At 30.6% G+C, this 26,017-nt stretch carries 28 protein-coding genes; 21 read left to right on the forward strand and 7 right to left on the reverse strand.

The window, feature by feature from the left end; all coding sequences use genetic code 11:
* Nucleotides 1–3 precede the first annotated feature (3 nt).
* The 5 genes from MOV42_RS04910 to plsY form a co-directional block, all read right to left on the reverse strand.
* Nucleotides 4–2,913 carry an ATP-binding protein gene (locus MOV42_RS04910; RefSeq protein WP_324172672.1) on the reverse strand — a complete coding sequence of 970 codons (2,910 nt, stop codon included), beginning with the start codon at nt 2,911–2,913 and terminating at the stop codon, nt 4–6.
* Between the two features lie 25 nt (nt 2,914–2,938).
* Nucleotides 2,939–4,234 carry a HAMP domain-containing sensor histidine kinase gene (locus tag MOV42_RS04915; protein WP_324172673.1) on the reverse strand — a complete coding sequence of 432 codons (1,296 nt, stop codon included), beginning with the start codon at nt 4,232–4,234 and terminating at the stop codon, nt 2,939–2,941.
* Nucleotides 4,235–4,273: 39 nt separating this feature from the next.
* Nucleotides 4,274–4,948 (reverse strand): homeostatic response regulator transcription factor HsrA, encoded by a 675-nt coding sequence (gene hsrA, locus MOV42_RS04920; protein ID WP_324172674.1) that lies wholly within the window; start codon nt 4,946–4,948, stop codon nt 4,274–4,276.
* Nucleotides 4,949–5,047: 99 nt separating this feature from the next.
* A complete protein-coding gene (locus MOV42_RS04925; RefSeq protein WP_324172675.1) occupies nt 5,048–5,377 on the reverse strand; it encodes a dihydroneopterin aldolase in 330 nt (109 codons plus the stop codon).
* The gene (gene plsY, locus MOV42_RS04930; protein ID WP_324172676.1) at nt 5,374–5,988 is read right to left on the reverse strand and encodes a glycerol-3-phosphate 1-O-acyltransferase PlsY; all 615 of its coding nucleotides are present in this window, start codon (nt 5,986–5,988) and stop codon (nt 5,374–5,376) included. Before plsY ends, MOV42_RS04925 begins: the two co-directional genes overlap by 4 nt.
* Nucleotides 5,989–6,085: 97 nt before the next feature.
* Here plsY and nadA point away from each other — a divergent pair, with 97 nt between their 5' ends.
* From nadA to MOV42_RS05015, 17 genes are all read left to right on the forward strand, one after another.
* Nucleotides 6,086–7,084, forward strand: a complete 999-nt coding sequence (nadA, locus tag MOV42_RS04935) for a quinolinate synthase NadA (RefSeq protein ID WP_324172677.1) — start codon at nt 6,086–6,088, stop codon at nt 7,082–7,084.
* Nucleotides 7,081–7,896, forward strand: coding sequence for a carboxylating nicotinate-nucleotide diphosphorylase (nadC, locus tag MOV42_RS04940; protein WP_324173002.1), 816 nt, complete (start codon nt 7,081–7,083; stop codon nt 7,894–7,896). Before nadA ends, nadC begins: the two co-directional genes overlap by 4 nt.
* Nucleotides 7,897–7,917: 21 nt before the next feature.
* Nucleotides 7,918–8,046, forward strand: coding sequence for a hypothetical protein (locus tag MOV42_RS04945; RefSeq protein ID WP_324172678.1), 129 nt, complete (start codon nt 7,918–7,920; stop codon nt 8,044–8,046).
* A 9-nt stretch (nt 8,047–8,055) separates the two neighbouring features.
* Entirely contained in the window at nt 8,056–9,105 is a 1,050-nt protein-coding gene (gene flhB, locus MOV42_RS04950) for a flagellar biosynthesis protein FlhB (protein ID WP_324172679.1), read from the forward strand.
* A 17-nt stretch (nt 9,106–9,122) separates the two neighbouring features.
* Nucleotides 9,123–9,812 carry a phosphoesterase gene (locus MOV42_RS04955; RefSeq protein WP_324172680.1) on the forward strand — a complete coding sequence of 230 codons (690 nt, stop codon included), beginning with the start codon at nt 9,123–9,125 and terminating at the stop codon, nt 9,810–9,812.
* A complete protein-coding gene (locus tag MOV42_RS04960) occupies nt 9,813–11,186 on the forward strand; it encodes a M23 family metallopeptidase (RefSeq protein ID WP_324172681.1) in 1,374 nt (457 codons plus the stop codon).
* Nucleotide 11,187: 1 nt separating this feature from the next.
* The gene (gene lpxC / locus MOV42_RS04965; protein WP_324172682.1) at nt 11,188–12,072 is read left to right on the forward strand and encodes a UDP-3-O-acyl-N-acetylglucosamine deacetylase; all 885 of its coding nucleotides are present in this window, start codon (nt 11,188–11,190) and stop codon (nt 12,070–12,072) included.
* On the forward strand, nt 12,065–12,523 hold the full coding sequence (locus tag MOV42_RS04970; protein ID WP_324172683.1) for a hypothetical protein: 459 nt from the start codon (nt 12,065–12,067) through the stop codon (nt 12,521–12,523). The genes lpxC and MOV42_RS04970 overlap by 8 nt, the downstream gene beginning before the upstream one ends.
* A gap of 11 nt (nt 12,524–12,534) precedes the next feature.
* Nucleotides 12,535–13,416 (forward strand): homoserine kinase, encoded by an 882-nt coding sequence (gene thrB / locus MOV42_RS04975; protein WP_324172684.1) that lies wholly within the window; start codon nt 12,535–12,537, stop codon nt 13,414–13,416.
* A 61-nt stretch (nt 13,417–13,477) separates the two neighbouring features.
* Nucleotides 13,478–13,711 (forward strand): DUF448 domain-containing protein, encoded by a 234-nt coding sequence (locus MOV42_RS04980; RefSeq protein ID WP_324173003.1) that lies wholly within the window; start codon nt 13,478–13,480, stop codon nt 13,709–13,711.
* On the forward strand, nt 13,695–16,337 hold the full coding sequence (gene infB / locus MOV42_RS04985; protein WP_324172685.1) for a translation initiation factor IF-2: 2,643 nt from the start codon (nt 13,695–13,697) through the stop codon (nt 16,335–16,337). Before MOV42_RS04980 ends, infB begins: the two co-directional genes overlap by 17 nt.
* A gap of 12 nt (nt 16,338–16,349) precedes the next feature.
* Complete coding sequence (rbfA, locus tag MOV42_RS04990) at nt 16,350–16,706, forward strand: 30S ribosome-binding factor RbfA (RefSeq protein WP_324172686.1); 357 nt, start codon at nt 16,350–16,352, stop codon at nt 16,704–16,706.
* Nucleotides 16,706–17,155, forward strand: coding sequence for a ribosome maturation factor (locus tag MOV42_RS04995; protein ID WP_324172687.1), 450 nt, complete (start codon nt 16,706–16,708; stop codon nt 17,153–17,155). The genes rbfA and MOV42_RS04995 overlap by 1 nt, the downstream gene beginning before the upstream one ends.
* Nucleotides 17,149–18,159 (forward strand): bifunctional diaminohydroxyphosphoribosylaminopyrimidine deaminase/5-amino-6-(5-phosphoribosylamino)uracil reductase RibD, encoded by a 1,011-nt coding sequence (gene ribD, locus MOV42_RS05000; RefSeq protein WP_324172688.1) that lies wholly within the window; start codon nt 17,149–17,151, stop codon nt 18,157–18,159. Before MOV42_RS04995 ends, ribD begins: the two co-directional genes overlap by 7 nt.
* Before the next feature lie 3 nt (nt 18,160–18,162).
* Nucleotides 18,163–18,882: a bifunctional demethylmenaquinone methyltransferase/2-methoxy-6-polyprenyl-1,4-benzoquinol methylase UbiE gene (gene ubiE / locus MOV42_RS05005; protein ID WP_324172689.1), complete on the forward strand. Its 720-nt coding sequence runs from the start codon at nt 18,163–18,165 to the stop codon at nt 18,880–18,882.
* Nucleotides 18,883–18,886: 4 nt separating this feature from the next.
* Nucleotides 18,887–20,098 carry an exodeoxyribonuclease VII large subunit gene (gene xseA / locus MOV42_RS05010; RefSeq protein ID WP_324172690.1) on the forward strand — a complete coding sequence of 404 codons (1,212 nt, stop codon included), beginning with the start codon at nt 18,887–18,889 and terminating at the stop codon, nt 20,096–20,098.
* Nucleotides 20,095–20,694, forward strand: coding sequence for an FmdE family protein (locus MOV42_RS05015; protein ID WP_324172691.1), 600 nt, complete (start codon nt 20,095–20,097; stop codon nt 20,692–20,694). Before xseA ends, MOV42_RS05015 begins: the two co-directional genes overlap by 4 nt.
* Before the next feature lie 7 nt (nt 20,695–20,701).
* On the opposite strand, the gene sppA is transcribed toward MOV42_RS05015, so the two are convergent.
* Both sppA and MOV42_RS05025 read right to left on the reverse strand, forming a co-directional pair.
* The gene (gene sppA / locus MOV42_RS05020) at nt 20,702–21,571 is read right to left on the reverse strand and encodes a signal peptide peptidase SppA (RefSeq protein WP_324172692.1); all 870 of its coding nucleotides are present in this window, start codon (nt 21,569–21,571) and stop codon (nt 20,702–20,704) included.
* Nucleotides 21,571–22,791, reverse strand: coding sequence for an aminofutalosine deaminase family hydrolase (locus tag MOV42_RS05025; RefSeq protein ID WP_324172693.1), 1,221 nt, complete (start codon nt 22,789–22,791; stop codon nt 21,571–21,573). The genes sppA and MOV42_RS05025 overlap by 1 nt, the downstream gene beginning before the upstream one ends.
* An 85-nt stretch (nt 22,792–22,876) precedes the next feature.
* Here MOV42_RS05025 and aroQ point away from each other — a divergent pair, with 85 nt between their 5' ends.
* The 4 genes from aroQ to MOV42_RS05045 are packed head-to-tail and all read left to right on the forward strand — an operon-like array spanning nt 22,877 to nt 26,002.
* Nucleotides 22,877–23,359: a type II 3-dehydroquinate dehydratase gene (gene aroQ, locus MOV42_RS05030; RefSeq protein ID WP_324172694.1), complete on the forward strand. Its 483-nt coding sequence runs from the start codon at nt 22,877–22,879 to the stop codon at nt 23,357–23,359.
* Nucleotides 23,360–23,367: 8 nt separating this feature from the next.
* Nucleotides 23,368–23,853 carry a 2-amino-4-hydroxy-6-hydroxymethyldihydropteridine diphosphokinase gene (gene folK / locus MOV42_RS05035; RefSeq protein WP_324172695.1) on the forward strand — a complete coding sequence of 162 codons (486 nt, stop codon included), beginning with the start codon at nt 23,368–23,370 and terminating at the stop codon, nt 23,851–23,853.
* Nucleotides 23,850–25,121 carry a flagellar biosynthesis protein FlhF gene (gene flhF / locus MOV42_RS05040; protein WP_324172696.1) on the forward strand — a complete coding sequence of 424 codons (1,272 nt, stop codon included), beginning with the start codon at nt 23,850–23,852 and terminating at the stop codon, nt 25,119–25,121. The genes folK and flhF overlap by 4 nt, the downstream gene beginning before the upstream one ends.
* A complete protein-coding gene (locus MOV42_RS05045) occupies nt 25,118–26,002 on the forward strand; it encodes a P-loop NTPase (protein ID WP_324172697.1) in 885 nt (294 codons plus the stop codon). Before flhF ends, MOV42_RS05045 begins: the two co-directional genes overlap by 4 nt.
* The last annotated feature ends 15 nt before the right edge of the window (nt 26,003–26,017 follow it).

The raw sequence follows: 26,017 nt of genomic DNA on the forward strand, positions 1-26,017 counted from the left end.
ATTCTAAACCACTGTTAAGTATTTTTTTAATTCTGATTCTAATATATTAGTATCAATTGGTTTTGCAATAAATCCATCCATTCCTGCTTTTAAAAATCTTTCTTTATCTGAATCAAGAGCACTAGCAGTTAAAGCTACTATTGGTGTAAAATCCAATGAGTTTTCTTTTTCATAATCTTTTATTTCTAGCATAGCTTCTATACCACTTAGATTAGGCATGTTTTCATCCATTAGTACCATGTTATATTTTTCATTTTTAAACATTTTTACAGCCTCCATGCCATCTTTTACTATTTTATATTTTATGCCGTAATCTTCAAGTAGTAAAGATATTAACATTTGGTTCGTTTTATTGTCTTCTGCAACTAATATATTTCCCTTATATTGTTTAGTCTCATTTATATCTAAAATAAGGTCTTTTTTATATGGAGTATTTATATTTTTTATGCCAACTTGATTAAGGACTTGCACAATATTATTTGGAAGAAAAGGGGCATAAAGAGGCTTACAATAGCTTGAATTATCTAGTATAATTGTATCTATTTTTAAGAGTGCTACTGCTGGTATTTTAGTGTCTATTATATTGGCATTATATTCTTCCTCTGGTGTAAAAAATAAAACATCATAGCCATCTGATTGGTACTTAGTTATCTCTATTATATTTATAGCACCAAAACTAAGGAGATATTTTTTAATAAGACTGACAATAGATTTCGATTCTTCAGAGATGCTAAGAAGTGCAAATCTAAGATTAGCAAAAGTTTTTCGATTTGTTAACTCTTTAGATTTTTCTTGAACTACTTGTATTGGTAGGTTTAATGTAAAGGTAGAACCTTCTCCTTTAGTGCTTTGGAGCGTAATATCTCCGTCCATTAACTTTGCTAAGTTTAGTGATATAGATAAACCTAAACCAGTACCACCAAAATTTCTAGTCGTGGAATTATCTGCTTGTTCAAATGGAGAAAATATTTTTAATTGTTCTTTTGTTGAGATGCCAATTCCGCTATCTTGTATAGAGATGCAAAGTTTAGAGTTTTTTATAGTTATTGATACTTTTACCTCTCCATAATTTGGAGTAAATTTCATAGCATTACTTAATAAGTTTGATAAAATTTGTTTCACCCTAATGGCATCTATACTTATATTTTCACTTATGTTCGGATCAATAAATGCCGTGTATATGATATGTTTTTCATAAGCTTTTGAAGTAAAGAGCATAACAGCATTGCTAAACTCATCGATAGTTTGTATACTGTAAGTTTCAATTTTAAACTGGCCACTTTGTAGCTTAGAAAAATCAAGAATATCATTTATGATAGTTAGCAAAGATTTACCGCTTTCATTTATGATATTTAGATAATTTAAATCTTTTTCTTCTTTTATTTGTTTTTGCAATATTGAAACAAAGCCTAAAATAGCATTTAAAGGAGTTCTGATTTCATGCGATATATTTGCTATAAATGCATCTTTTACCAACTGTGCTTTGATAGCCTCATCTCTGGCAGAAGTAACTGTTTTGATTTGCTTATGAAGTTCTAGTGTTTGAGTAAAAACTTTATCTTCAAGAGATGAGTTTAATCTTTTTAATGATGTGGTTTGTTCTTTTATTTTATTGGAGATAAGTTCCATCAGTTTATTTAAAACACTTTTTAACTCTATAAGAGATGGATTATTAGGGTCAATATATGGTCTCTGTAAAAAATTACCATCTTGCATAAGTTTTACTATATGAGTAGCTTCATTTATAAAAGATGCATCTAGGTTTAAATTTTTATCTAGTAAAAGCATTTCTTTGTTTATATCTTGAGCCATATCGTTTATCTCATCATAAGAATCTGTTTCAATAGGCTCTGGTAATCCTCTTTTAAAATTTAAAAATTTAAAAAATTCTTTTATGCCATCGTTTAGTTGTGTCATGGAATATCTTATTTTATTCGCTAGTAACAAGTTTGTAAAAAGTAAAATTAAGATTACAGTTAGCGTTGATATTATTTCAAGAAAAAATTTATTTTTAATTCTAGCTTGATCTTGTTTGATCTTAATATATATAGAATCAAACAAAATTAATTCTAAATTATGATAATCATTTATTCTTAGTGTGGTTGCATTAAACCATCTTTTTGAGTCAATGCCAAAGAGTTGCTTATTCTCTTTTAAGCGTATTTTTACACTATGTATATATGAATTTTTATGCTTTGTTAGTATATCTTTAAGTTTTTCCGAGAATTGAGTATTTTTAAGTGTAGTTTGTATGTATTTAAATTTTTCTTCTTGTTGAATATTTAAAAAGTTAAATATATATGTATCATTGGAGGAGAGTACTCCCTTATCTAGTATTTGAAATATAAATCCTCTTTCTTGTCCTGCCATTTCTTGAAAGTCTAAAAGTGTTTCAAGTGCCACAATATAGGCAAAAATTCTTTCATTATTTAAACTTAATCTCAAACTATTTATTAACTCTAAGAGTAGATAATTATATTTTGTATAAATTTTAAAATTATCTTCAGCCGATATAGTTAAGTTATCAATTTTAATTCTTATTTTCTTTATTTCTAAAGTGATTTTTTTTGAAGAGTAAAAAAGGCTCAGTTGAGTAGGTGTTAAAAATTTATTATATTTTATTTTTGATGTAAATAATTCTATACTTTTATCTGTAAATATTCTATGTAGTTTGATTTTAGTATAAAAATATTTATCTTTATTAGTTAAATATGCAGAGTTAAGACCTCTTTCTATTTGTAGTTCATGAATAAGTTTGCTAGATTTTTCAATAAGTTTTGCATGAATTAAAAAATTTTCATTTGATTTTAATAACTTATAATTGTCGTTAATAAAGTTAAAAGAAAAAATTAAAAAAACACTTAGTGGTAAAATTGTAATAATAAATAATTTTTGTTTAATTGTTAAATTCATAAACTATTGTACTATAAATATTTTATTATTTAGAAATTTTACAAGATGGCTTTGCTTTTATCTCAAGTGAGGCAATTGTTCCATTCACTCCGTCTATTCTATTTTGGATTTTAATAGTTGCACCTAAAGCATCCGCGGCACTTTTAGCTAAAAAAAGTCCTAAACCAACACCAGATTTATTCCCCTGTCTTTTAAATGGTGCAAAAAGGTCAACACTATCATCTATTCCGCATCCTTCATCAATAACCTCTATAAGAAGTCCAGTACCATATTTAAAACTAGTTAGTTTTATTGACTTATTTTTAGGAGTAAATTTTAGAGCATTTTGTAAAAAGTTTTGAACTATTTGATTTAAGAGTGAAACTTGTATCGTTGTCATAAAAGTTGATGGTTGGAAATCTATTTGAAGAACTTTTCCTTCATGTTCTGCTAAAAGTTTAAAGTCATTTGCCTTGTTTCTAAGTATATTTATAAGGTCGACTTCTACGGGTATTTCAAGTTGAGCACCTTCTTGGCGACCAATATTTAAAATATTTGAAACAATTATATTCATTTCATCAATAGTCTTTATAGTAGTTTTTAGAGCCTCTATGTATTCATTAGGTTCTCTTTTTTTAAGTAGCGTTACTTGACTTTTTAGTTTTATAACAGCAAGTGGAGTTTTTAATTCATGAGCAGTACCAATGAAAAGTTCTTTTTGATACTTTACAAAATTTTGAATTCTTGCAATAAGATGATTGATTGTACTTCCAAGTGGTTCAAATTCTTCTGGTAACTCTTCAACTTTTATAGGTTTCATTAGATGCTCATTCATATTTGAAAGTCTTGCACTTATAGTTTGTATAGGTACAATTAACATTTTTGATAGAGTTATTGCGTATAATATAACAAGTATAAAACCAACTATATTTATGATGAAAATGTAGCGTAATATTTTATCTAAAAGTTTTTTTGTATGTGTTATTTCTTTTGTAATTTTTAGATAACTTAATTCTTCAAAATTAAATGGATATACGAGGGTTAAAAAAGTACGCCCATTTTTTTTACTTTCATATAAGTCTATATCGATGTTTAACCTTTTTATTTGGATAATTTCTATTTCGATACCAAGTAAAGCATCTGAAGATTCAGAGTCTACATGAAGTAGTGACTGGTTATTTGTTATGTTTTTAGCAAATTGTAAAAGTTCTTGATGTTTTTCATCATAAATAGAGTTTTCTATGTAGTAGTACAAAAAGGATGAAAATATAAATATAAGTGAAGCAGAAGCAATAATGAGTTGAAAAAGAAAATTTCTTCTAATACTTTGTTTTGTGAGCATTTTACACCTAGTCAATTAGCCCGAGAGGGCTAATATTTGTTAACTAATCTCTTTTGGAAAGCAGAAACGGTAACCACGACGACGAACAGTTTCAATAGTTGTGATTCCTAATGGTTTATCCATTTTTTGTCTGATTTGATTAATAGCAACCTCAATTACATTTGGTGTAACTAGCTCAGGTTCTTCCCAAATAGCATCTAAAAGTTGTTCTTTAGAAACAATTTGGTCACGGTGACGAGCTAAGTGAGTAAGAACTTCAAAAGGCTTACCTTTTAGTTCTATGTCTTGCTCTTTATAAGTTATCTTTTCTTCTTCAGGATTGATAACTAAATCTTCAATTTCAATTATGTTACTTCCGCCAAAACGAAGACGAGCTTCAATACGAGCGATAAGAACATCAAAGTCAAAAGGTTTTCTGATATAGTCATCAGCACCACTTCTAAGAGCTTCTATTTCGCTTTCATTGTCATCTCTAGCAGAGAGTACAACTACAACAGTTTTCGGTGTATTAGTTTTTATATCACCAATAATGTCAACAGAGTTTCCATCTGGAAGCATCCAATCCATTAGAACTAAATCATAGTTACGAATATCTAAGTAGTACTCTCCATCTTTAAGAGTTTCAACTACATCGCTTTGGTAACCAAATTCTTTTAGTCCCTCAGCAAGCATTTTGTTTAATGTTACTTCATCTTCTATTATAAGAATACGCATTAATTTTGTCCTATATGTGAATATTTTTGGAATCATAACATAATTTTAGGTTACTTTAAAGAAATATTCAATTTTTTTTAATATTTTTTTAACTTAACTTTAAGATTTATATTTGTAGGTATTTCTAACACTTACTATACACTGGGGCAAAATCGATGGTTTTGCTATCTTTATTTTTAGCTTTTTTATAGGTTTAAATTCTTTAATTAACTTTAAATTTAACTCTTTTATAGCATCTTCTATTAGTAAAAATTCACTTTTTATCATAAAATCTTTAGTTATTTCAACAATTTTGGCATAATTAATGAAGTTTTTTTTAGATTTATACTTAATTTTTAGATTGATAATAATATCTTGTGGAGTTATTCTTTCAAAATCTAAAATTCCTAAAATGCATTTAAATTTTAAGTCTTCTATAGATATAGTCATACTTTTTTTTCTTCACCATTAAATAAACGAATAATATTTGGAATATGTTTATAAAAAAGTATAAAGCAGATAAATATAACTGGAGCATGAGCCATTTGTGGATGAATAAAAAAGCTCGAAATTGCTAAAACTAAAACACCACTTAGTGAAGAGATAGAAGATATCTTGATAGTTTTAGCTAAAACCACCCAAACAACAAGAGCAATAGCAGTTTCAATAGGTAACATAAAAGCCATAACTCCCATTCCTGTTGCAATGCCTTTACCACCTTCAAATCCAAGATATGGACTAAAGCAGTGACCTATTACTGCTAAAGTTGCAATGCCCCAAAGTGTTGAGTCACTAAGATTAAAAATAAAAGTAGCAATAAGTAAAACAAAGATACCTTTAAAAGCATCCAAAGCTAAGGTAATTGCACCGAGTTTTTTTGCTAAAACAGGGTCTTTGTCTTTTATGACTCGAAGAACATTTGTAGCACCGATGCTTCCACTTCCACTTGCCTTTATATCAACTCCAGCAAATCTTTTTGCTAACAATAAACCAAAAGGGATACCACCAACTAAATAAGCGAGTATAAAAAACTGTACATTTGTATTAAATAAAAAATCCATAAATATCCTAAAAATTAATTATGACATTTTACTATAAAATAGTTATAAATAAATAAAATTTGATATAATAAGGAAACTATAAATTAAAGGTTATTTGTTGCAGTTTACAAATGAAGAATTAAAAGAAAAAATTAATATATTAAAAGAAAAACTGAGCGTAACTTTAGTGGCTCATTTTTACCAAAGAGATGAAGTTTTTGATGTTGCGGACATAACTGGCGATTCGTTAGAATTAGCCATAAGAACTAGAGATGATGACGCAGAATTTGTTGTTTTTAGTGGTGTTGGTTTTATGGGACAAAGCGTAAAAGTTTTATCTCCACATAAAAGAGTTGTCATGCCAAAAGCGGCTTGTTGTGCAATGGCTAAAATGATAGATAGCATCTATTATGATGAGTCTGTTAAGTTTATGCAAGATAATGGAATAAGCAAAGAAAATATTTTACCTATTACATATATAAACTCGAATGCTGAAGTTAAAGCACAAGTTGGCGAGATGGGCGGTATGGTTTGTACAAGTTCAAATGCAAAAATCATCATTACAACGGCACTAAAAGAGGGCAAAAAAATTCTTTTTGTTCCAGATAGATGCTTAGGACAAAATATTGCAAATCAGATGGGACTAAAATCCTGTGTGATTGGAGATGGAACAAATCCAAGTGAAGTAGATATCGTTTGTTATAACGGTTTTTGCTCTGTTCATCAGCTCTTTACTTTAGAAGACATAACTTTTTATCGTAAAAAATATCCAGGAATTTTGATAGCAGTTCACCCTGAATGTGATCCTAGCATCTGTGATGCTTCTGATTTTGTTGGTTCAACTTCTCAGCTCATAAAATATATAACAGAACTTCCAGAAGAACAGAAAGTTGCTGTTGGAACAGAGTTTAATATGGTAAATCGTTTAAGAGATAAAAATACTTATGTACTTTCTTCTACAAAGCCAGAATGTCCAACTATGAATGAAACAACTTTAGAAGATGTTTATTTAACTCTAAAGTCTATCGATGACGGTGAGCCTTTAAATGAAATACTTGTAGATGCAAAAACTCAAAAATGGGCAAAAATAGCTTTAGAGAGAATGTTGGCATTATGATAGATGCATTTGTTAAAGCTAGTTTGGAAGAAGATGTCGGTCGTGGAGATTTATATGCTTTAGTTGAACCAAGTATAGATGCTAGTGCAAAAATTATTGCAAAAAGTTCAGGTGTTATTGCTGGGGTAAAATATATAGATGCTTTAGCAAAGATAGAGTCTTTTGAAATTAATTGGTTAAAAAAAGATTCTGATACTTTTAAAAATGGCGATAAAATTGCAATCCTTTGTGGAGATTCACATACGATTTTACGGATAGAAAGAACACTCTTAAATATGCTTTTACATGCAAGTTCTATCGCGACACTTACTAGAAGATATGTTAATGTTGTAAAACCATATAATGTTAAACTCTTAGATACTAGAAAAACAAGACCACAACTTAGAGTTTTTGAAAAATATGCCACAAAAGTTGGTGGTGCGACAAACCATCGTATGGGTTTAGATGACTCATTGATGATTAAAGATACCCATTTAAAAACTATAAAAGATTTAACAGCTTATATAGAAAAAGCAAGAAAACAAATTCCTTTTACTGCAAAAATAGAAGTAGAAGCAGAGAATTTTGAAATAGCAAAGGATGCCATGAATAGTGGTGCAGATATAGTTATGTGTGATAATATGACACCAGAGTTGATAAAAAAAGTTGTTGAGTTTCGTAATAAAAATTATTCACATATCCTTTTAGAAGCAAGTGGTAATATTTCACTTGATACGATAGAAGCTTACGCGAAAACAGGCGTAGATGCTATAAGTAGTGGCTCACTAATCCATCAAGCAAATTGGATAGACTTATCAATGAAGATAGACTAGACTTTTAGCTAGGATATTTAAATGGCTGATGATCAAGAAAAAACGGATGATTTTTACAATTTTAACAAAAAAAGAACAAGTCCTTTTTTCTACGCTAACCGCTATGGCACTAAAGAAAAATCTAAAATAGATTTTTGTGTGTTACTTTAGGATATTTAAATGGCTGATGACCAAGAAAAAACGGAAGAACCCACTTCCAAAAAGATAGAAGATGCCAGAAAAGAAGGTAATGTTCCAAAATCACAAGATGCCTCTGGTTTTATCACTCTTTTTGTAGCAATTTTAGCAATTTTAATGCTTTTCCCATATATGGCTAATCGTACTTTTTTATTGTTTAAATATTACTTTTCACTAATAGGAACACCACTAGATAAAGTTTTTATGATTGATATCGCTATTATAACTGTTACTGAATTACTTTTTATTATTATGCCATTAGCACTTGCTGTTGCTGTTGCTGGTATAATAGCTGCACTTGCACAGTTTGGTTTTCTTTTTTCTCCAGATGCGATACAACCAAAATTTAGTAAATTAGATCCGATTAAAGGTATGAAAAACTTATTATCAGTAAAAAAATTAATAGAAGGAATAAAGGTAACTTTTAAGTCTTTTACTACTTTAGGTATAGGTTTTATCTTTTTCTTTTTATTTATTATGGAACTTCCTACTGTCGCTTTATTTAGTTTAGGCGACCAGCTAGAATGGTTAAAGGATAAGGCAATTATTTTAGCTTTTGTGATGCTTTTTATTATTCTTGTTTTTGCAATTATTGATATCATTATAACTAGAAAACAATACTTTGATGGGTTGAAAATGAGCAAACAAGAAGTAAAAGATGAAATGAAAAATATGGATGGAGATCCATTAATAAAAGGTAAAATTCGACAAAAACAGATGGAAATTTCAAGACAAAGAATGATGGCAGATGTTCCAAATGCTGATGTCATAATAACAAATCCAACTCACTATGCAGTGGCTTTAAAATACGAGGAGAGTAAACGGGCTCCAACTGTTGTAGCAAAAGGTATGGATAATATAGCACAACAGATAAAAAAAATTGCAAGAGAAAATGGTGTCCATATAGTTCAAAATCCTCCATTAGCTAGAAGTTTATATGCAGATGTAGATATTGATAAACCTATTCCTGAAGAACTATTCGCAGCAGTTGCTGAAGTATTGGCTTATGTTTATAAAATGAACAAGAAATAGTGTACAATCACAAAATAATGAATAGTATTTTAAAAAGAATTATAGAATCAAATCATATAGTTATATCTTCAAATATAGAAAATATTGCAGGAGCTAGTGCTTTATATACTCATATAATTCGATTACATAAGAAAGTATCTTTAGTGTGCAAAGAAAAAGATTGCAATAGAGAATTTAACAAAAAGTACGCTTTTTTACCTTGGTTTGATAAGATTAGACAGACTATTCCGACATCTGCTGATTATATTATAGAACTAGATAATAGCTGTGTGTCTTTATATAATTTTTTTCAAAAAAGTAGTATGAAAATAAATTCTAAAATGGCAACAGCCCTCTATGCAGGGTTATTAAAAGAGAGCGAAGGTTTTTCAAATAACATAGTCAATGGTATAATTTTTGCTATGGCTAAAGAATTGATAGAGTGTGGTGCTGAGTATGAAAAATGTAATAAATTTATGTTAAACACAACTACATTATCTTTTCTTAGATTAAAATCAAAAATGTTAAATGAGATGCTTTTAGAAAATGAAGCTAAAGCAGCAATATTTTTTATTGGTAGTGATACTTTAAAAGCAACTGGAGCAAAACTTAAAGATTGTAATGAAGTTTTAAAAGAATCTTTAAAGTTACCAACAGTTGAAATAGCAGCTCTTTTAGATGTAGAAAATAAAAATGAAGTAATAAAATTAATTTGCAAGGAAACGTAATTGAGAAGAAAAAAAAGTCAATCTTCACTATTTAGTATATCAATATTAGTATTGATGATTGTAGGTGTCGTATATATATACTCATCAGTAATGTTTGAAAGAGAAATTCCAAAAGTTAGTTTAAACTCTAATGGATACTGGAATCTAAAAAAACCTCTTGATCTTGATGTGAATGATATAAGTGGCATAAAATCATACAGTGTAATATTAAAAAGTAAAAGTGGTGAGAACATACTTTATAATGAAGAGTTTATAAAGCCAAAAGAATCTTTAGTTCTAAAAATAAAACCACCTAGAAGTGCGTATGCAATAAAAGATAAAAATATAAAAATTATCATAAAAGTAACAGATGCAAGTAAATGGAACTTTTTAAAAGGGAATACTGCAGTAAAGGTATTTGATCTAATTATTGATAAAAGAAGACCAAAATTAGAAATTATTTCTCATTCTTATAAGATTAAAAAAGGTGGAGCAGCACTTGTAATATTTAAAGTTAATGATGATAATTTAAAAGAATTTTACATTAAAACAAATTTTGGCAAAAAATTTAAGGCACAACCGTTTTACAAAGATGACTATTATATCTCCCTCTTAGCGTGGCCAGTTACTAGTAAAAAATTTAAAGCAACTATTATAGCAACAGATTATGCGAATAATAATGTGAAAAGGTACATACCACTTTTTTTAAAACAAAAAAAGTATAAAGTATCCAAAATTAAACTTAGTGATAGTTTTTTGAAAGGTAAAATTGCTGAACTAGGAGAAGAGTTTTCTGAAACTCAGGGAGTAGAAAATCTTTTAGAACAATTTAAAATTATAAATGAAGAAATTAGAGCTAAAAATGAAAAATTAATTCATGAAGTAACTTCTAAAGTTTCTGATGAAATGATAAGTGATTTTAAAATAAATAAGATGTATCCACTAAAAAATGCAGCAGTTGTTGCTTCATTTGGAGATCACAGAAAGTATTCTTATAATGGTTCTTATGTTAGTGAATCATATCATTTAGGTTTGGATATGGCAAGTAATGTTCAGGCAAAAATAAAACCTCAAAATGGTGGAAAAGTCGTGTATTCTGATTATAATGGCATCTATGGAAATATGCCTATAATAGAACATGGGTTAGGACTTTATACTTTATATGGGCACTGTTCAAATGTTCAGATTACACTAGGCGATGAAGTAATTGATAAAGAACATATAGCAAATACAGGTAAAAGTGGTTACGCTATGGGGGATCATTTACATTTTGGTGTTTTAATACAAGGTATTGAAGTTCGTCCAGCAGAGTGGATGGATGAAACATGGATGCAATTAAATATAAATGATATTATAGAAAGTGCAAAAAATATTATAGATTCAGGAGAACAATAATATGTATCAAACAACTATACAAAAAGCTGTAGAATTAGTAGGTATAGGATTGCATAAGGGTATCCCAGTACGCTTAAGATTAGAGCCATTAGATTCAAATAGTGGTATAGTGTTTTATAGAAGTGATTTGGATGTTGCGATACCTCTAATACCTCAAAATGTAGTAGATACAAAGATGGCAACAGTTATTGGTAAAAATGGTACAGTAATATCTACTATTGAACATTTACTTTCTGCTGTTTATGCGTATGGTATAGATAATTTGAAGGTGATTGTTGATGCTGATGAAGTTCCTGTAATGGATGGAAGTAGTATAAGCTATTGTATGCTTTTGGATGAAGCTGGAATTAAAGAATTGGATAAAGCTAAAAAAATTATGCGAATTAAAAAAGAGGTTATAATTCAAGAAGGAGAAAAGTATGTAAAACTTTCTCCTTCTCCTGATTTGAACTATAATTTTACTATTAAATTTTCTCATCCAGTAATTAAGGAGCAAGAATATGCTTTACAACTTACAAAAGAGAACTATAAAAGTGAGATAGCAAGAGCTAGAACTTTTGGATTTTTGCATGAAGTTCAATACTTACGCTCAAAAGGTTTAGCACTTGGTGGCTCTTTAGAAAATGCAATAGTTCTTGATGATAAAAAAATTCTAAATCCTGAAGGATTGAGATTTTCTGATGAATTTGTAAGACATAAAATTTTAGATGCTATTGGTGATATGTCTTTAATAGGTATGAACTTTGTAGGAAATTATGAAGCAATGGCAGGTAGTCATGACTTAAACCATAAATTAACTCTTGAACTATTAAAAAGTCCTGAAAACTATGAAGTTGTTGAACTTGTGGGTGAAAAAACACAGGAGTTAGAAAAAGCTTATGCTTAAAGAGGTAGAAATTGTTTTGGTTGCTATCTCCTCTCCTATACAAATCGGGATATATGAAAATACTAAACTTTTAGAGCTTATACAAAGTAATGAAAAAAGTTCAGAAATTCTACCAATATTATATAAAAAAATATTTAAAACTTATAAAGTAAAAACACTGTTTTATGCGAATGGTCCAGGAAGTTTTATGGCTATAAAAGTTTCATATATATTTTTAAAATCTCTTAGTATTTTAAAAAATATACCACTTTATGCAACAGATGCTTTTAATTTTAACAATAATCAGCCAATAAAAGCGATTGGAAAGCTATTTTTTGTTAAAGTTTCTTCAGAAATAAAAACTCAGAAGTTAGAAATAGTGCCAAGAATGGAATTTAAGCTTCCTGATGTACTTGATTATAATGAGTTTAGCACAACAGTTGCCCCCTATTATGGTATAGGAGCTGTTTGATAGGAAAGAATTTGACAATAAGTGTACCAGCAACAAGTGCAAATCTAGGACCAGGTTTCGACTCCTTAGGTTTAGCTGTAGATATGAGAAATAGAGTAGAATTTCATACATCGAAATTTTTTAGTGTAAATATTAAAGGAGAGGGTGAGAATAATCCTAGGCTTAAAGGTAATAATCTTTTTGTTGGTATCTTTAATGATCACTATGCAAGACTAACACAAAAAAAACAAAATTTTAAATTTACTTTTTACAACCAGATCCCAATTTCAAGAGGACTTGGAAGTTCATCTGCTGTAATTGTAAGTGCTATAGCAAGTGCTCATGAAGCAGCAGGAATAAGAGTTAGCAAGAGAAGAATACTTAATCATGCTTTAGTTTATGAATCCCATCCAGATAACATTACTCCAGCAGTTATGGGTGGTTTTAATGCTGCAACAGTTGAAAAAAATAAAGTATTTTCACAAAGAAAACATCTTCCATCATATTTAAAAGCAATTGTAACAATTCCAAATAAGCCTATAAATACATCAAAAGCAAGAACACTTTTGCCGAAGTCTTATTCTAAAGAAAATGCTATTTATAACCTTTCTCATACAGCTTTAACTGTTGGAACTTTTTTTAACGAAGATTGGGAGATGTTAAGACTATCTGCTCAAGATAGATTTCATCAAAAAGCAAGAATGAAAGTTTTACCAGAATTATTTTCAGTTCAAAAAATCGCATATGAAAGTGGAGCGTTAATGAGTACCCTTTCAGGAAGTGGGTCAACTTTTTTTTCAATGGCATATGATGAAGATTCAGCTATAATTGCAAACAAGTTAAAGCAAAAATTTCCAGATTTTGAAGTTAAAATTTTAGACTTTGATAATAATGGACTGATTATAGAGCGGTAACCTCTATTAAATCAAGTAAGTTTTAGATATAATGGCGAAAATTTTTAAACAACCTCTTCGAATGTGTATTTCTTGTAGAGAACGAGATGAGCAAAGTAAGTTATTAAGATTACAATGTATTAATGGCTTATTAGAATCTTTTTCAGGGAATGGAAGAAGTTTTTATATTTGCAAAAACTGCATTTTAATAGAAAAAAAAGTTTTAAAAGCACTTATGCGACAATGCAAAAGTGGAGATAGAAATAAATTCACGAACAAACTAAAGGAGATCATCACTGATGATAGAAAAAGTTAAAGTACACGAAATTGCAAAAGAGCTAGGTATAGCTTCTAAAGATGTTCTAAAAAAAGCCACTGATATGGGTCTTGAAGTGAAATCTGCACAAAGTACAGTTACTATGGAACAAGCTGAAGGATTGGCGAACTTTATTATGAATGGTGAAGTGCCTTTCGAGCCTACAAAACCTGCTGCAAATGTTAAAAGTGATACTCCTAAAATAGAAGAACCTAGGCAAGAACAAGAAGAAGTTAAGGTTGATGAAAAACCTGTTAAAGAAATAACTTCTGAAGAAAAAGTTGTTGAGGTAGAAAAAATTTCTCAAGAATCTGGAAAAAAAGAAGTAGTAGACGAAAAACATGTTGAAGAAAAAGAAACTAAAACAGAAGAAACTAAAACAGATAAAAAAGAAGTTCCTCAGAAGAAAAGCCCTATCAAAATAGTTTCTCCACTCGCTGGAAAGATTAAGAGATCAGGACTAAAAATAGTAAAGAAAAGAAAACCTAAAGTAGAAGAAAACTATAACTTACCACAAAAAGAAGCAACAGTTTCATCTTATGGAAAAATGAGTGAAGAAGTTTTAAAAGAGTTAGCTCAAAAGAAGAAAACAAGACAAAATTCAAGTGCAAGTGCTAAAAAGCAAGAGCAAGGCAGAAGAATGGATATCTTTGGCGGTTCTATGAGTGATGTATCTATGGATATGGATGGTCAAGTCACTCTTCTTGACCTTAACTCAACTGAGCGTGCGCCATTGCCTGTTGAAGAGCCCAGAAGACCAAGAACTCCTAAACCAGCTGGTAGAAATGCAAATAAAAAACAAGCTCCGCGTGGTAGAAAAGTTCGTAAAGATAAGCGTAAAAAGTATGCAAAAACTACTCACGAAGAAGAGATTGTTACTCATGTAGAAATTCCTGAAGATATTCGTGTTTATGAATTTGCAGAAGCTTTGAATCGTCCAATATCAGATATTATTAAAGTTCTTTTTGATCTTGGAATGATGATGACTAAGAATGATTTTCTTGGAAATGATGAGATTGAGATTCTTTCTGAAGAGTTTGAAGTTGAAGTAACTATTATCGACCCTAAAGATGAATTTACTCAAGACATTGAAGATATAGAAGCAGATCCAGATGCAACTGAGCGTGCTCCGGTTATTACAATTATGGGACATGTTGACCACGGTAAAACATCACTACTTGATGCAATTCGTGAAGCAAAAGTAACTGATAGCGAAGCTGGTGGAATTACGCAGCATATCGGTGCATATACGATTGAGCAAGCTGGAAAAGCGATTACTTTTATAGATACTCCAGGTCATGCTGCCTTTAGCCATATGCGTCAAAAAGGTACAGATATAACAGATATTATTGTTATTGTTGTTGCTGCTGATGATGGTGTTAAGCCGCAAACTCTTGAGGTTATTAAAATGGCTCAAGAATCAGGTGCTCCAATAATTGTTGCACTTAATAAAATGGATAAAGAGACAGCACAGCCAGATATGGTTAAAGGTCAGATGGCTGAACATGGTATTAATCCTGTTGATTGGGGTGGAGATGTTGAGTTTGTTCCAGTTTCTGCAAAATCAGGTCTTGGAATTGATGACTTACTTGAAAATATTCTTACTATGGCTGATATATTAGAGCTAAAAGCAAATAAAAATACGCTTGCAAAAGCTGCTGTAATTGAGTCTTCTTTAGAAAAAGGTCGTGGTCCAGTTGCTACTGTAATAGTTCAAAACGGTACTCTTAAAGTTGGAGATTATGTTGTTTGTGGGGCTGCTTATGGTCGTGTTAAAGCAATGATGGATGAGCAAAATAAGCAAATTAAAATTCTTTTACCATCTCATACTGCAGTAGTAGCTGGTCTTAATGAAGTTCCAGCTTCTGGTGAAGTTATGACAGTTATGAGTAGTGATAAAGAAGCAAAAGAGTATGCGCTTAAACGCCATGAGTATGACAGACATAAAGAACTTTCAATCAGTACTAAGTCTTCACTAGAAGATATGACAGCAATGATTGCAGAAGGCAAACTTAAATCTCTCAAAGTTGTTCTTAAAACAGATGTTCATGGTACTCTTGAAGCTATTAAATCATCAATTACTGCACTTAGAAACGATGAAGTTAAAGTTAATATTATCTCTTGCGGTGTTGGTGGAATTACAGAAAGTGATGTTGAACTTGTTAATAACTCTGAGAATTGTGTACTTCTTGGTTTTAATGTGCGTCCTACTGGTTCAGTAAAAGCATCTGCTAAGCAAAAAGGTGTTGAAATTAAGACATACTCGATAATTTATCAACTAATAGATGATATTACTGGTATGTTAACTGGTATGATGGCACCAAAATATACTGAAGAAAATACAGGTCAAGCTGAAGTTAGAGAAGTGTTTAAAATACCTAAAGGTATAGTTGCAGGATCTGTTGTAGTTGATGGAAGACTTATCCGTGGTGGTATGGTTCGTGTTATTCGTGAGGGTGTGGTTCATTATGAAGGTGAGCTTACTTCTCTTAAACGCTTTAAAGATGATGTTGAAGAAATCGGTAATGGATATGAGTGTGGTGTTGTTATAAGTGGATATGATGATGTTATTCCTGGTGATATCCTTGAAACATTCAAGAAAGTTGAACAAATAGTGTCGTTATAAGGGAGAGATTCATTGAATAACGAAGCTGAAATAAAAGTAAAAAGAACCCAATCAATTCTATTGGAATTGATTCCAGAAGCATTAGCTCAACTAAATGATAATAGACTTCATGATTTAGATATAGTAGAAGTGAAATGTTCGCGTGGTAGAAGTGATGCTAAAGTTTATATAAATCCAGTATCATTTAGTGAATCAGATAAAAACACTTACCTTAGACAACTTAGAAAAGCTTCTCCAATAGTTGAGAATTTTTGTCTTAAAGATCAAGGTTGGTTTAGATGTCCGAAACTAACATTTGAGTTTGATAAACAGTTCGCTAAATCACAAAATATAGAAGAATTATTTAAAAAAATTGCAAAGGATACATAATGAGTTTAACGAGTGATATTAACTCATTAGTTGTTTCAGTAGATTTAGAACTATATGATACTGTAATAGTTAGTGAAAATGATGAAACTATCTATCGTATAAGTGTAATTTCTCAAGAAATTGAAGATGGAAAAAGAGCAGGAGTTAGTTTAGATACTTGTGTTGAGTTGACACATATGATATCTCCTTTACTTGATGTTACTCCACCTGTTTCAGGTGACTATAGACTTGAAGTTGGAACTGCGGGAATAGAAAGAAAGCTATCTTCAATTGATAATTTTAAAAAATCTATCGGAGAAAAAGTTTCATTACTTTGTACATCTAAAGAAAAAGTAAGAGGTGTCTTAACAAAGGTTGAAGGCTCAAAACTTTTTATAGATGCTGATAGTGAAATTAAAACAATAGAATTTAATGATATTTCTAAAGCAAAAACTTATTTTGAATGGTAGTAAATTCTAAGTTTTTTATGAGCCTTGCTCTTAAAGAGGCTTGGAAATATCAAGGTCTAACTTACCCTAATCCTGCGGTAGGTTGTGTGATTGTAGGAAAGAACAACGAATTATTAGCAGTGAATGCACACCAAAAAGCAGGTTCTCCTCATGCCGAAGTCATGGCACTTAGGGATGCTTATGTCAAACTAACAAATGATAGTAAAATTTTATCTATCGCTTCATCAAATAATATTCATACTTATATTTTAAATAATCATAACAATTGCTTTAAAGATATATCATTATACACAACATTAGAACCATGCTCTCACATAGGAGAAACACCTTCTTGTGCATCTCTTATCTCTGATCTTAGAATAAAAAAAGTATTTGTAGGTTTTAATGATTTAAATATAGAAGCATCTTGCGGTAATGATATTTTAAGAAAAAATGGAGTTGAAGTTATTGAATCTTTGCTTGAACGAGAGTGTGAAGAATTAGCACATCCTTTTAACAGATGGAATAAAGAAAAATTTGTTTTTTTTAAATGGGCACAAAGACTAGATGGCTCAACAAATGATGGCATAATTAGCTCTAATGCATCTAGGAATAATGTTCATGCTATAAGAGATGTATGTGATTTACTTGTTATTGGCGGAAATACTGTTAGACTCGATAGACCAAGTTTAGATGCCAGACTTGTAAATGGAAAGGCACCAGATATTTTGATAATTTCACGAGAAAAAGATTTTGATGAAACGATACCTTTATTTAATATTGATGGTAGAAAAGTAATAATAGCCGATAATTTTTCAATATTAAATGAGTACAAAAATATTATGATTGAAGGTAGCTCTAAAATGCTGAAATTAAGTCGTGAGGTTGTTGATTATTATTTATGTTATATTGCTCCTACGATGAAAAATAGTAATGGATTTGATAGTATTGAAGAGAAATTTATAATTTTAAATATACGACAAGTTGAGAGAGATATAATAATGTGGATGAAAAGGGAACTATAAATTATGCAAAAAGAAGATAAACAAAAAAAAATAGTATCAATGTTTGATGATATCGCTCCAACTTACGATACAGCAAATCGTGTAATGAGCATGGGTGTTGATAAATCTTGGAGAAGAAAAGCTTGTGATTTAGCATACGAATTTTATGCAAAAGATTCACTAGATAAAATTGTAGATATCGCTTGTGGAACAGGTGATATGATGGATTTTTGGAGAAGTAGAGCAGAGGTAAATGGCATCGCAATTGGTGAGATTTTTGGAGTCGACCCTTCTATTGGTATGGTTGATGTAGCAAAAGAAAAATATCCAAAATTTAATTATCATATATCACAAGCTACACAAATTCCACTCGAAGATGCAAGTGCAGATATTTTAAGCATTACTTATGGAATCAGAAATGTTGTTGAGAGAGAGGAAGCTTTAGTTGAATTTAATAGAGTTTTGAAAAAAGATGGACTTGTAGTTATTTTAGAATTTATGAAAAATGAAAATCCTTCAACACTTGGGAAAATACGAAATTTTTATATGAATAAAATTTTACCAAAAGTTGGGGGAGCAATAAGTAAAAATTTAGAAGCTTACGAGTATCTACCAAACTCAATAGAAGATTTTTCTACAGTGAAAAATATGCAAAATGAACTAGAAAATGCAGGTTTTGAGATGCTTTATACAAAAAGTTTTTCTATGGATATTTCAACTCTTCTTATAGCAAGAAAAAAATAGGACAATGTATCCAAGTTTAAGTGCTCAGGGAACATATACTCTTAGTGTATCATCTTTAAATGAGCAAATAAAAGCACTTTTAGAGAGTAGTTTCACTCGTGTTTTAGTTGAAGGTGAACTATCTCGTATAACATTTCACAGCAGTGGACATATATATTTTACAGTAAAAGATGCTTCATCATCTTTGAGTGGAGTGATGTTTAGAGGTAATGCTTCTAAGCTAAAGTTCAACTTAGAAGAAGGCATGAAAGTAATTCTTGATGGAGCAATTACACTTTATAAACCTAGAGGAACATATCAGATAAACTGTTTTGATATACAACCTTCTGGTAAGGGTACATTAGCTTTAGCATATGAACAGTTAAAAGAAAAACTTTTTGAAAAAGGCTATTTTGAATCAAGTATAAAAAAGCAAATTCCTAAGTTTCCTTCAAAAATAGCTCTCATAACTTCAGCATCTGGAGCAGCACTTCAAGATATGCTTAAAGTAGCAAAGGGTAGATATAGAGCTTTGCAGATAGATATTTATGATGTTTTAGTTCAAGGAGATGCTGCTCCACAAGCGATAGTAAAGGCTATACAAATTGCAGATTTAAAAACTTATGATTTCATGGTTGTAGGTCGAGGTGGAGGCAGTTTAGAAGATTTATGGGCGTTTAATGAAGAAGAAGTTGCAGATGCTATTTTTAAAGCAACTACTCCTATCGTATCAGCAGTTGGTCATGAAATTGATTACCTTATAAGTGATGAAGTTGCAGATTTAAGAGCGCCAACTCCAAGTGCAGCAATGCAAATGTGTTTGCCTGACACAAATGAACTACTATTAAATTTAGACTCCATCTCATCTCAATTTTCACAAGTTATTTCTCAAAAACTAGTTAATTCTAAATCAGAAATTCTACATTTAACTGAGTTGTATGCAGGACATTCTATAGAGAAAAAACTAGAGCATAAAATGCAAGAAATAAAAGTATTAAAAGATTCTTTTTTTCATGCTATTGACATGAGAGTAAATATTGCTCAAAATCAATTAAAGAGTTTTAAAAGTATGCTAGAATCAAATCATCCAAAATTAAAAAATAAAAAAGGTTTTGCACAAATATCAAAAAATTCACAAGTAATTGACATAGCTATGCTTGAACTTGGAGATAATTTTGAAGTTCAAAGTGATGAAATATTCTTAAGTGCAAAAGTAATTAAAAAGGAAAAAATATGAGTTATCCAAAGTTTTATGATGAAGTACAAACTATAAAAGTAAAAGATCCATTATCAGCAGTCTTAGGTGCATTTTCAGGTGGAGAATATGAATTTAATTATATAGATGCTGTTAAATTAGCAGGACATAGTTGCCCAACTGTTGCAGGAGCATATCTTATTACTGCTGAAGCATTAAAAGCTCTTTATGGAGAAGAAACAGTTATCCGCGGAAATATCAAAGTAGAATTTAAAGAAAATTTAAAAGACGGTGTTGCTGGGGTTATTGGTAATGTTGTTTCTCAAATCACAGGTTCAACTGATAAAAGTGGTTTTAAAGGACTAGCAGGAAAATTTGCAAGACACTCTTTAATGGACTTCAATTCTAATATTAACTCTAGTGCTAGATTTACAAGAGTAGATAATGGTAAAAGTGTAGATGTTTCTTATGACCCATCTTCAGTTATGCCTAGCCCATCAATGCAACCTTTGATGCAAAAAATGATGTCAGGAAATGCTGAGCCTTCAGAAATGAAAGAGTTTGGAGAGTTATGGCAAGATAGAGTTGAAAGAATTTTTCAAAATAGTAACAATGTTATAAAAATAGTAGAGTTATAATTCTCTACTATTTTAAGACTAAGTTTGGAAAGTAAGTGTGAAGTGTAACTGCTGTCTGAGCAGATAACTTTTTCATAATTTTATCAAACTTATCTTCTTTATTCCAAACTGGATTTACTACACCACTTAAGTTAACAAGTTTTATTTTTGCATCATACTTCACACCTAGTGAATCAATTAAACCTACACCTTTTGCTTGTGAAGCAGTGAAAATATGTGCATTTGCAAACTGTTCTCTTTTCTTAATATCAAGACCTCTAGCATCTGCTACATCTTTTGTAAACATGTCGTAAGTTCCTTGAATAACTTTGTTTAACTCATTTACTTCATAAGGTTTCCACTCTCTATTTGGTGTCCCTATTTGTTTATATTTTCCAGCTTGAACACTTTGAGATGATATACCTATTTTTCTCATAAGCTCACTTACATCTGCGCCTTGCATAATAACACCGATGCTACCAACCATAGCACCAGGATTCACTATTATTTCATCAGCCCAGATGCTAGCATAGTAGCTTCCACTCGCAATGGTTCCAGCGGCATAAACTACAACAGGTTTTTTGCTTTTGAGTCTTTTTATTGCGTATGCAATTTCAATAGATGGAGCAACTGCACCACCAGGGGAATCTACTACAAGTAAAACACCTTTTACATCTTGGTTTGTTGTAGCTTTATCAATTTGCTCTAGTATTTCTGAAACTTCCATAATTGGGCCAATCAAATTTATTTGAACCAGATTATTTGGTGTGAAATCTTTATCACTAGATGGAGCAAAAATCAAGAATAGTATAAGTATAAATATCATCGCTTTAAAATGATTCTGAATAAAACTCATAGTAGTTGTGATAGGTGAAAATAATTTTTTAATAAATTGCATTAGTTTCCTTTTTCTAATTTTCCGTTTATATAAACTTTAGAGATATTATATCTATGAAGTATTAAATGAACGGCTAACTCATCTGTTGGTTCGTTATCTAAATCAAGTATAAGCATGTCTGCATTTTTACCTTCTGCTATCTCTCCAGTATTTAATTCAAGGGCATTAGCCGCATTAATTGTTACAGAGTCTATGAGTGCTTTAGCAAACTCTAAAAGAGGAGCATCGCTGTGCATAAAAAGAGAAATTTTCATTTCTTCAAAGAGGTCAAGTTTATAATTTGAGCTTAATCCATCTGTCGCGAGAATCCATTTGATATTTTTATCATTTAATTCTTTTATATTTAATGTGCCATTGCCTAAAAGTCTATTGGAAATTGGACAGTGAATTATTGTATGTCCACTTGAGGCAATAGTTTCCAATTCTTCTTCATTTGCTTTTACTACATGAGTTAAAAGAGTATTTTTAGAGTTAAAATACTCTAAGAATTCTTTTGAATCACTTACTGAATTATGCTGATTTAGTAGTTCTTGAAAAAATCTTTTAAAGTCTCCACCATTCTCATCTAGCCAATCTCTTTCAGCTTGACTTTCCATGAAATGAGCAGTTAATTTTAGATTTTCTTTTTGTGCAATTTTGAGAGCTTTTTTGATTAAGATAGGATGAACTGAATATGGAGAATGAATGGCAACTCCAGCATAAAAATTATTTTTTTTAATAGCTTTAGATGCATCAAGCCGAGTACGGAAATCTGTGAAAAGGGCATCTGCCATATTTGCTTGGGAACCAATGAGTTCATTAAAAAAGACAATATTTTGTTTCGCTTCGGCACAACTTTGTAAGTCCATACCATACGAGCTAACAGCCCCAAATGTAGTTATTCCAGACTCTAGCATTGAGTTGATTGCTTTACTCATACACTTTGTATCACAATTATTGACAAGCTCTTCCCTATTTTCAATTACACTATATAGCCAAGTCATGAAATCACCATATTTAAGGTTGGTTTTGTTCGCACTAAACTCCAAATGCACATGAGCGTTAATTAGTCCTGGCATTAAAAGTGAGTTCTTTTTTAGAGTAGTTATTTTTGCATCTGGGTAATCATTTTTCAACTCTTGTAAAGAAGCAATTTTTTGTACAGTTTTATCAAAAGCAACAGATTTGTTACTAAGTAAAGTCTTGGGTGTTAGAATGTAGTTTGGGGTTATAATTTGCATATTATTATCTTTTGTTTGAAATTTAAAATAGATTATGCTATTTTTAGATAAAATAACTCCTTAAAAGAATTAAAAAAGGTAATCAATGAAAATAGCTGTTATACAAGGTCCAAACCTAAATATGTTAGGTGTTCGTGAACAACAAATTTATGGTCCAATGAAATTGGAACAAATTCATGCACAAATGAAAGATTTTGCAGGTCAAAATAAGTTAGAAGTAGAATTTTTTCAGAGTAATTTAGAAGGTGAAATAGTAGATAAAATTCAAGAATGTTATGGTGAAGTTGATGGTATAATTATTAATGCTGCTGCATATACGCATACATCTATTGCAATAAGAGATGCTATTTCTGCTGTTGGAATTCCAGCGATTGAAGTGCATATTAGTAATATTCATCGTCGTGAAGATTTTAGAAAAGAAAACATGATAGCACCAGTATGTACTTCTTCTATTGTCGGTTTTGGTCCTTTTGGTTATCACCTAGCAATGATGGGAATGTTACAAATTATGAATGAGATGAAAGCCGCACAAGAGATGCAAACTCAAACAACACAAGCTGTAGAGTAAGAATATATATGGAAATCAAGCGTAGGTTAACAAAGAGTTTAATTACCCTCAATTGCCTACACTTTCCATATAAAAGTGAAAAAAAAAGTTCTCACAGATACCGAGTAACTGTTGGAATAGGTGGTAATGTTGGAGATGTAAAACGAAGATTTGAACATCTTTTTATTTATTTTAAAAAAGATAAAAGAGTAGAACTTTTGCAAACATCATTGATTTTAAAAAATCCTCCATTTGGCTATGTGAATCAAGATTATTTTTTTAATTCAATAATAGTATTGCAAGTTAGTATGCAACCATTGGTATTTTTAAGATATTTACACACTATAGAGAAAAAATTTGCTCGCAAAAGAAGTTTTGCAAATGCTCCAAGGACTTTAGATTTGGATATTATATTTTTTGATGATAGAGTTATAAAAACTCACAGGCTAGTTATTCCCCATACTCAGTGGTCAAAAAGAGATAGTGTAGTCATTCCTTTAGAAGGTCTAAAATGAAAATACTTACATTTACAGGCTCTTCTCCATCTGAAGCTTTAAAAAAAGCAAAAGCAGAGATAGGTGATGAAGGTCTACTTATTGAAACTCGTGAAATTAGAAAAAAGGCTTTAGGTAGAACCGCTCTTTATGAGATAGTAATTGGTATAGATGGAAATAATATTAACACTACATATACAAACAGAGTAAAGCCACTTCAAGAGCAGAAGCCATTAAAGCAAGAGAGTGAAGATGTTTTATTTGATATATCTAGTGCAGCAACTCAAATATCTAAAATAGCAAGCGTAACAGACCCACTTTACGAACATAACTCTATGAGACCAACTTCTACTTCAAGTGAACCTAAAGAGCTAAAAGAGATAAAAGCAGAGATAAATAAACTTGGCGATAAAGTAAAGCTTATTCAAAATATGTTTTGGGATGAAAAATCACCTGATTTAGAAAGTCAAATACCATCAGAGTTCGCGGAAATATATAGACTAGCATCAAAAAGTGGTATGGATAGAGAACATCTAGATGAAATAATGAGAATAACGTTAGAACACATGCCATTAAAAATGAGAGAAAACTCTAGCACTGTTAAAAGGTACTTTCAAACACTTCTTCGAAAAATGATACCAATAAGAAGAGAAAAAACTCCAGAAGTAGGGTCAAAGAAAGTGATAATGCTTGTTGGACCAACCGGAGTTGGTAAAACAACTTCTATTGCGAAGTTAGCAGCGAGATATTCTTACTTGTTAGAAAAAAAATACAAAGTTGGACTTGTTGTTTTAGATACTTATCGTATTGGTGCAGTTGAGCAGCTTATGCAGTATGCAAGAATGATGAAGCTAGGAATAGAAACAGTTGTTGATCCACCAGAGTTTTCTACTGCGTTAAACTCACTTAGATATTGTGACTATATCTTAATAGACACTATGGGTTCAAGTCCATATGATAAAGGTAAAATCGAAAAAATATATGAATGTTTAGATGCTAACGATACAGAGTATCAAGTTGATGTAGTTTTAGTTATGCCTAGTTCTATAAAATATGAAGACTTGAAACTTACTTATGAAAATTTTTCAAGCTTAAATATTGATACGATTATCTTTACTAAACTTGATGAAACAACAGGTTTTGGAAATATTTTTTCTCTTGTTTATGAAACTAAAAAACCAATAAGTTATTTTTCAGTTGGACAAGAAGTACCAGAAGACTTAGTAGTTGCTAATAGTGATTTTTTAGTAGATTGTCTTTTAAATGGTTTTAATAGGAGCAAAGCATGATGGGACATCAAGCAGAAAAACTTGAAAAACTTGTAGCCTCTAATGCGAATGGAGTACATAAAAAATCAAAAAAAACTAGATTTATAGCTATAACAAGTGGTAAAGGTGGTGTGGGAAAAAGTACTATTAGTTCCAACCTAGCATATGTCTTAGCTCAAAGTGGTTTAAATGTTGGAATTTTTGATGCTGATATTGGTTTAGCAAACTTAGATGTCATATTCAATGTGAAGGTTAAAAAAAATATTTTACATGTTCTTAAAGGCGAAGCGACAGTATCTGATATTTTGATTCCAATAACAAGAAACCTTATCCTTATCCCTGGGGATAGCGGTGAAGAGATTATAAAGTATGCAGATGCTGCACTTTTTAAAAGGTTTATGGAAGAAGCTCAGGTTCTTGATAAACTTGATGTTATGATTATAGATACTGGTGCAGGGATAGGTGATCATATTCAGATGTTTTTAAATGCTGCTGATGATGTTATCGTAGTGACTGTACCAGATCCAGCTGCAATCACAGATGCTTACGCAACTATAAAAACTGTTGCAACACTTAGAAATAATATTGGTTTGATAATGAATCAGGTAAAGAATGCTAAAGAAGCAGAGGCCGTTTTTGATAAGATTAATAAGGTTGCTTTAGCAAATATTGGAGAAAATTTAAATCTTCAATTAATAGGAAAAATAAATAGTGATGTCAAAATATCATCATCAATAAAACGGAGAGAACTTTTTTGTGTTACACATCCTTCATCAATTTCTTTTGCTGATATGACTAAGATAGCAAATAATATTATCTCTAAATTGGAACGAAATGTGCTAGTTACACCTAATGAAAGCGGGTTGACTGGACTTTTTAAACGCTTAATTGAACATTTTTAATAATTGTGAATAGTT

It is taken from the genome of Sulfurimonas sp. (assembly GCF_029027405.1).
Lineage (GTDB): Bacteria > Campylobacterota > Campylobacteria > Campylobacterales > Sulfurimonadaceae > Sulfurimonas.

Bases quoted from the DNA above. Each gene is read 5' to 3' on its own strand.
- MOV42_RS04915 (WP_324172673.1), bottom strand. From the start codon at position 4,234: ATGCTCACAAAACAAAGTATTAGAAGAAATTTTCTTTTTCAACTCATT.
- MOV42_RS04995 (WP_324172687.1), top strand. From the start codon at position 16,706: ATGAGTTTAACGAGTGATATTAACTCATTAGTTGTTTCAGTAGATTTA.
- MOV42_RS04980 (WP_324173003.1), top strand. From the start codon at position 13,478: ATGTGTATTTCTTGTAGAGAACGAGATGAGCAAAGTAAGTTATTAAGA.
- MOV42_RS04925 (WP_324172675.1), bottom strand. From the start codon at position 5,377: ATGACTATATCTATAGAAGACTTAAAATTTAAATGCATTTTAGGAATT.
- ribD (WP_324172688.1), top strand. From the start codon at position 17,149: ATGGTAGTAAATTCTAAGTTTTTTATGAGCCTTGCTCTTAAAGAGGCT.
- MOV42_RS05025 (WP_324172693.1), bottom strand. From the start codon at position 22,791: ATGCAAATTATAACCCCAAACTACATTCTAACACCCAAGACTTTACTT.
- MOV42_RS04910 (WP_324172672.1), bottom strand. From the start codon at position 2,913: ATGAATTTAACAATTAAACAAAAATTATTTATTATTACAATTTTACCA.
- plsY (WP_324172676.1), bottom strand. From the start codon at position 5,988: ATGGATTTTTTATTTAATACAAATGTACAGTTTTTTATACTCGCTTAT.
- aroQ (WP_324172694.1), top strand. From the start codon at position 22,877: ATGAAAATAGCTGTTATACAAGGTCCAAACCTAAATATGTTAGGTGTT.
- MOV42_RS04955 (WP_324172680.1), top strand. From the start codon at position 9,123: ATGAATAGTATTTTAAAAAGAATTATAGAATCAAATCATATAGTTATA.
- ubiE (WP_324172689.1), top strand. From the start codon at position 18,163: ATGCAAAAAGAAGATAAACAAAAAAAAATAGTATCAATGTTTGATGAT.
- MOV42_RS04945 (WP_324172678.1), top strand. From the start codon at position 7,918: ATGGCTGATGATCAAGAAAAAACGGATGATTTTTACAATTTTAACAAA.
- MOV42_RS04970 (WP_324172683.1), top strand. From the start codon at position 12,065: ATGCTTAAAGAGGTAGAAATTGTTTTGGTTGCTATCTCCTCTCCTATA.
- MOV42_RS05045 (WP_324172697.1), top strand. From the start codon at position 25,118: ATGATGGGACATCAAGCAGAAAAACTTGAAAAACTTGTAGCCTCTAAT.
- sppA (WP_324172692.1), bottom strand. From the start codon at position 21,571: ATGCAATTTATTAAAAAATTATTTTCACCTATCACAACTACTATGAGT.
- MOV42_RS05015 (WP_324172691.1), top strand. From the start codon at position 20,095: ATGAGTTATCCAAAGTTTTATGATGAAGTACAAACTATAAAAGTAAAA.
- xseA (WP_324172690.1), top strand. From the start codon at position 18,887: ATGTATCCAAGTTTAAGTGCTCAGGGAACATATACTCTTAGTGTATCA.
- nadC (WP_324173002.1), top strand. From the start codon at position 7,081: ATGATAGATGCATTTGTTAAAGCTAGTTTGGAAGAAGATGTCGGTCGT.
- infB (WP_324172685.1), top strand. From the start codon at position 13,695: ATGATAGAAAAAGTTAAAGTACACGAAATTGCAAAAGAGCTAGGTATA.
- folK (WP_324172695.1), top strand. From the start codon at position 23,368: ATGGAAATCAAGCGTAGGTTAACAAAGAGTTTAATTACCCTCAATTGC.
- flhF (WP_324172696.1), top strand. From the start codon at position 23,850: ATGAAAATACTTACATTTACAGGCTCTTCTCCATCTGAAGCTTTAAAA.
- lpxC (WP_324172682.1), top strand. From the start codon at position 11,188: ATGTATCAAACAACTATACAAAAAGCTGTAGAATTAGTAGGTATAGGA.
- hsrA (WP_324172674.1), bottom strand. From the start codon at position 4,948: ATGCGTATTCTTATAATAGAAGATGAAGTAACATTAAACAAAATGCTT.
- flhB (WP_324172679.1), top strand. From the start codon at position 8,056: ATGGCTGATGACCAAGAAAAAACGGAAGAACCCACTTCCAAAAAGATA.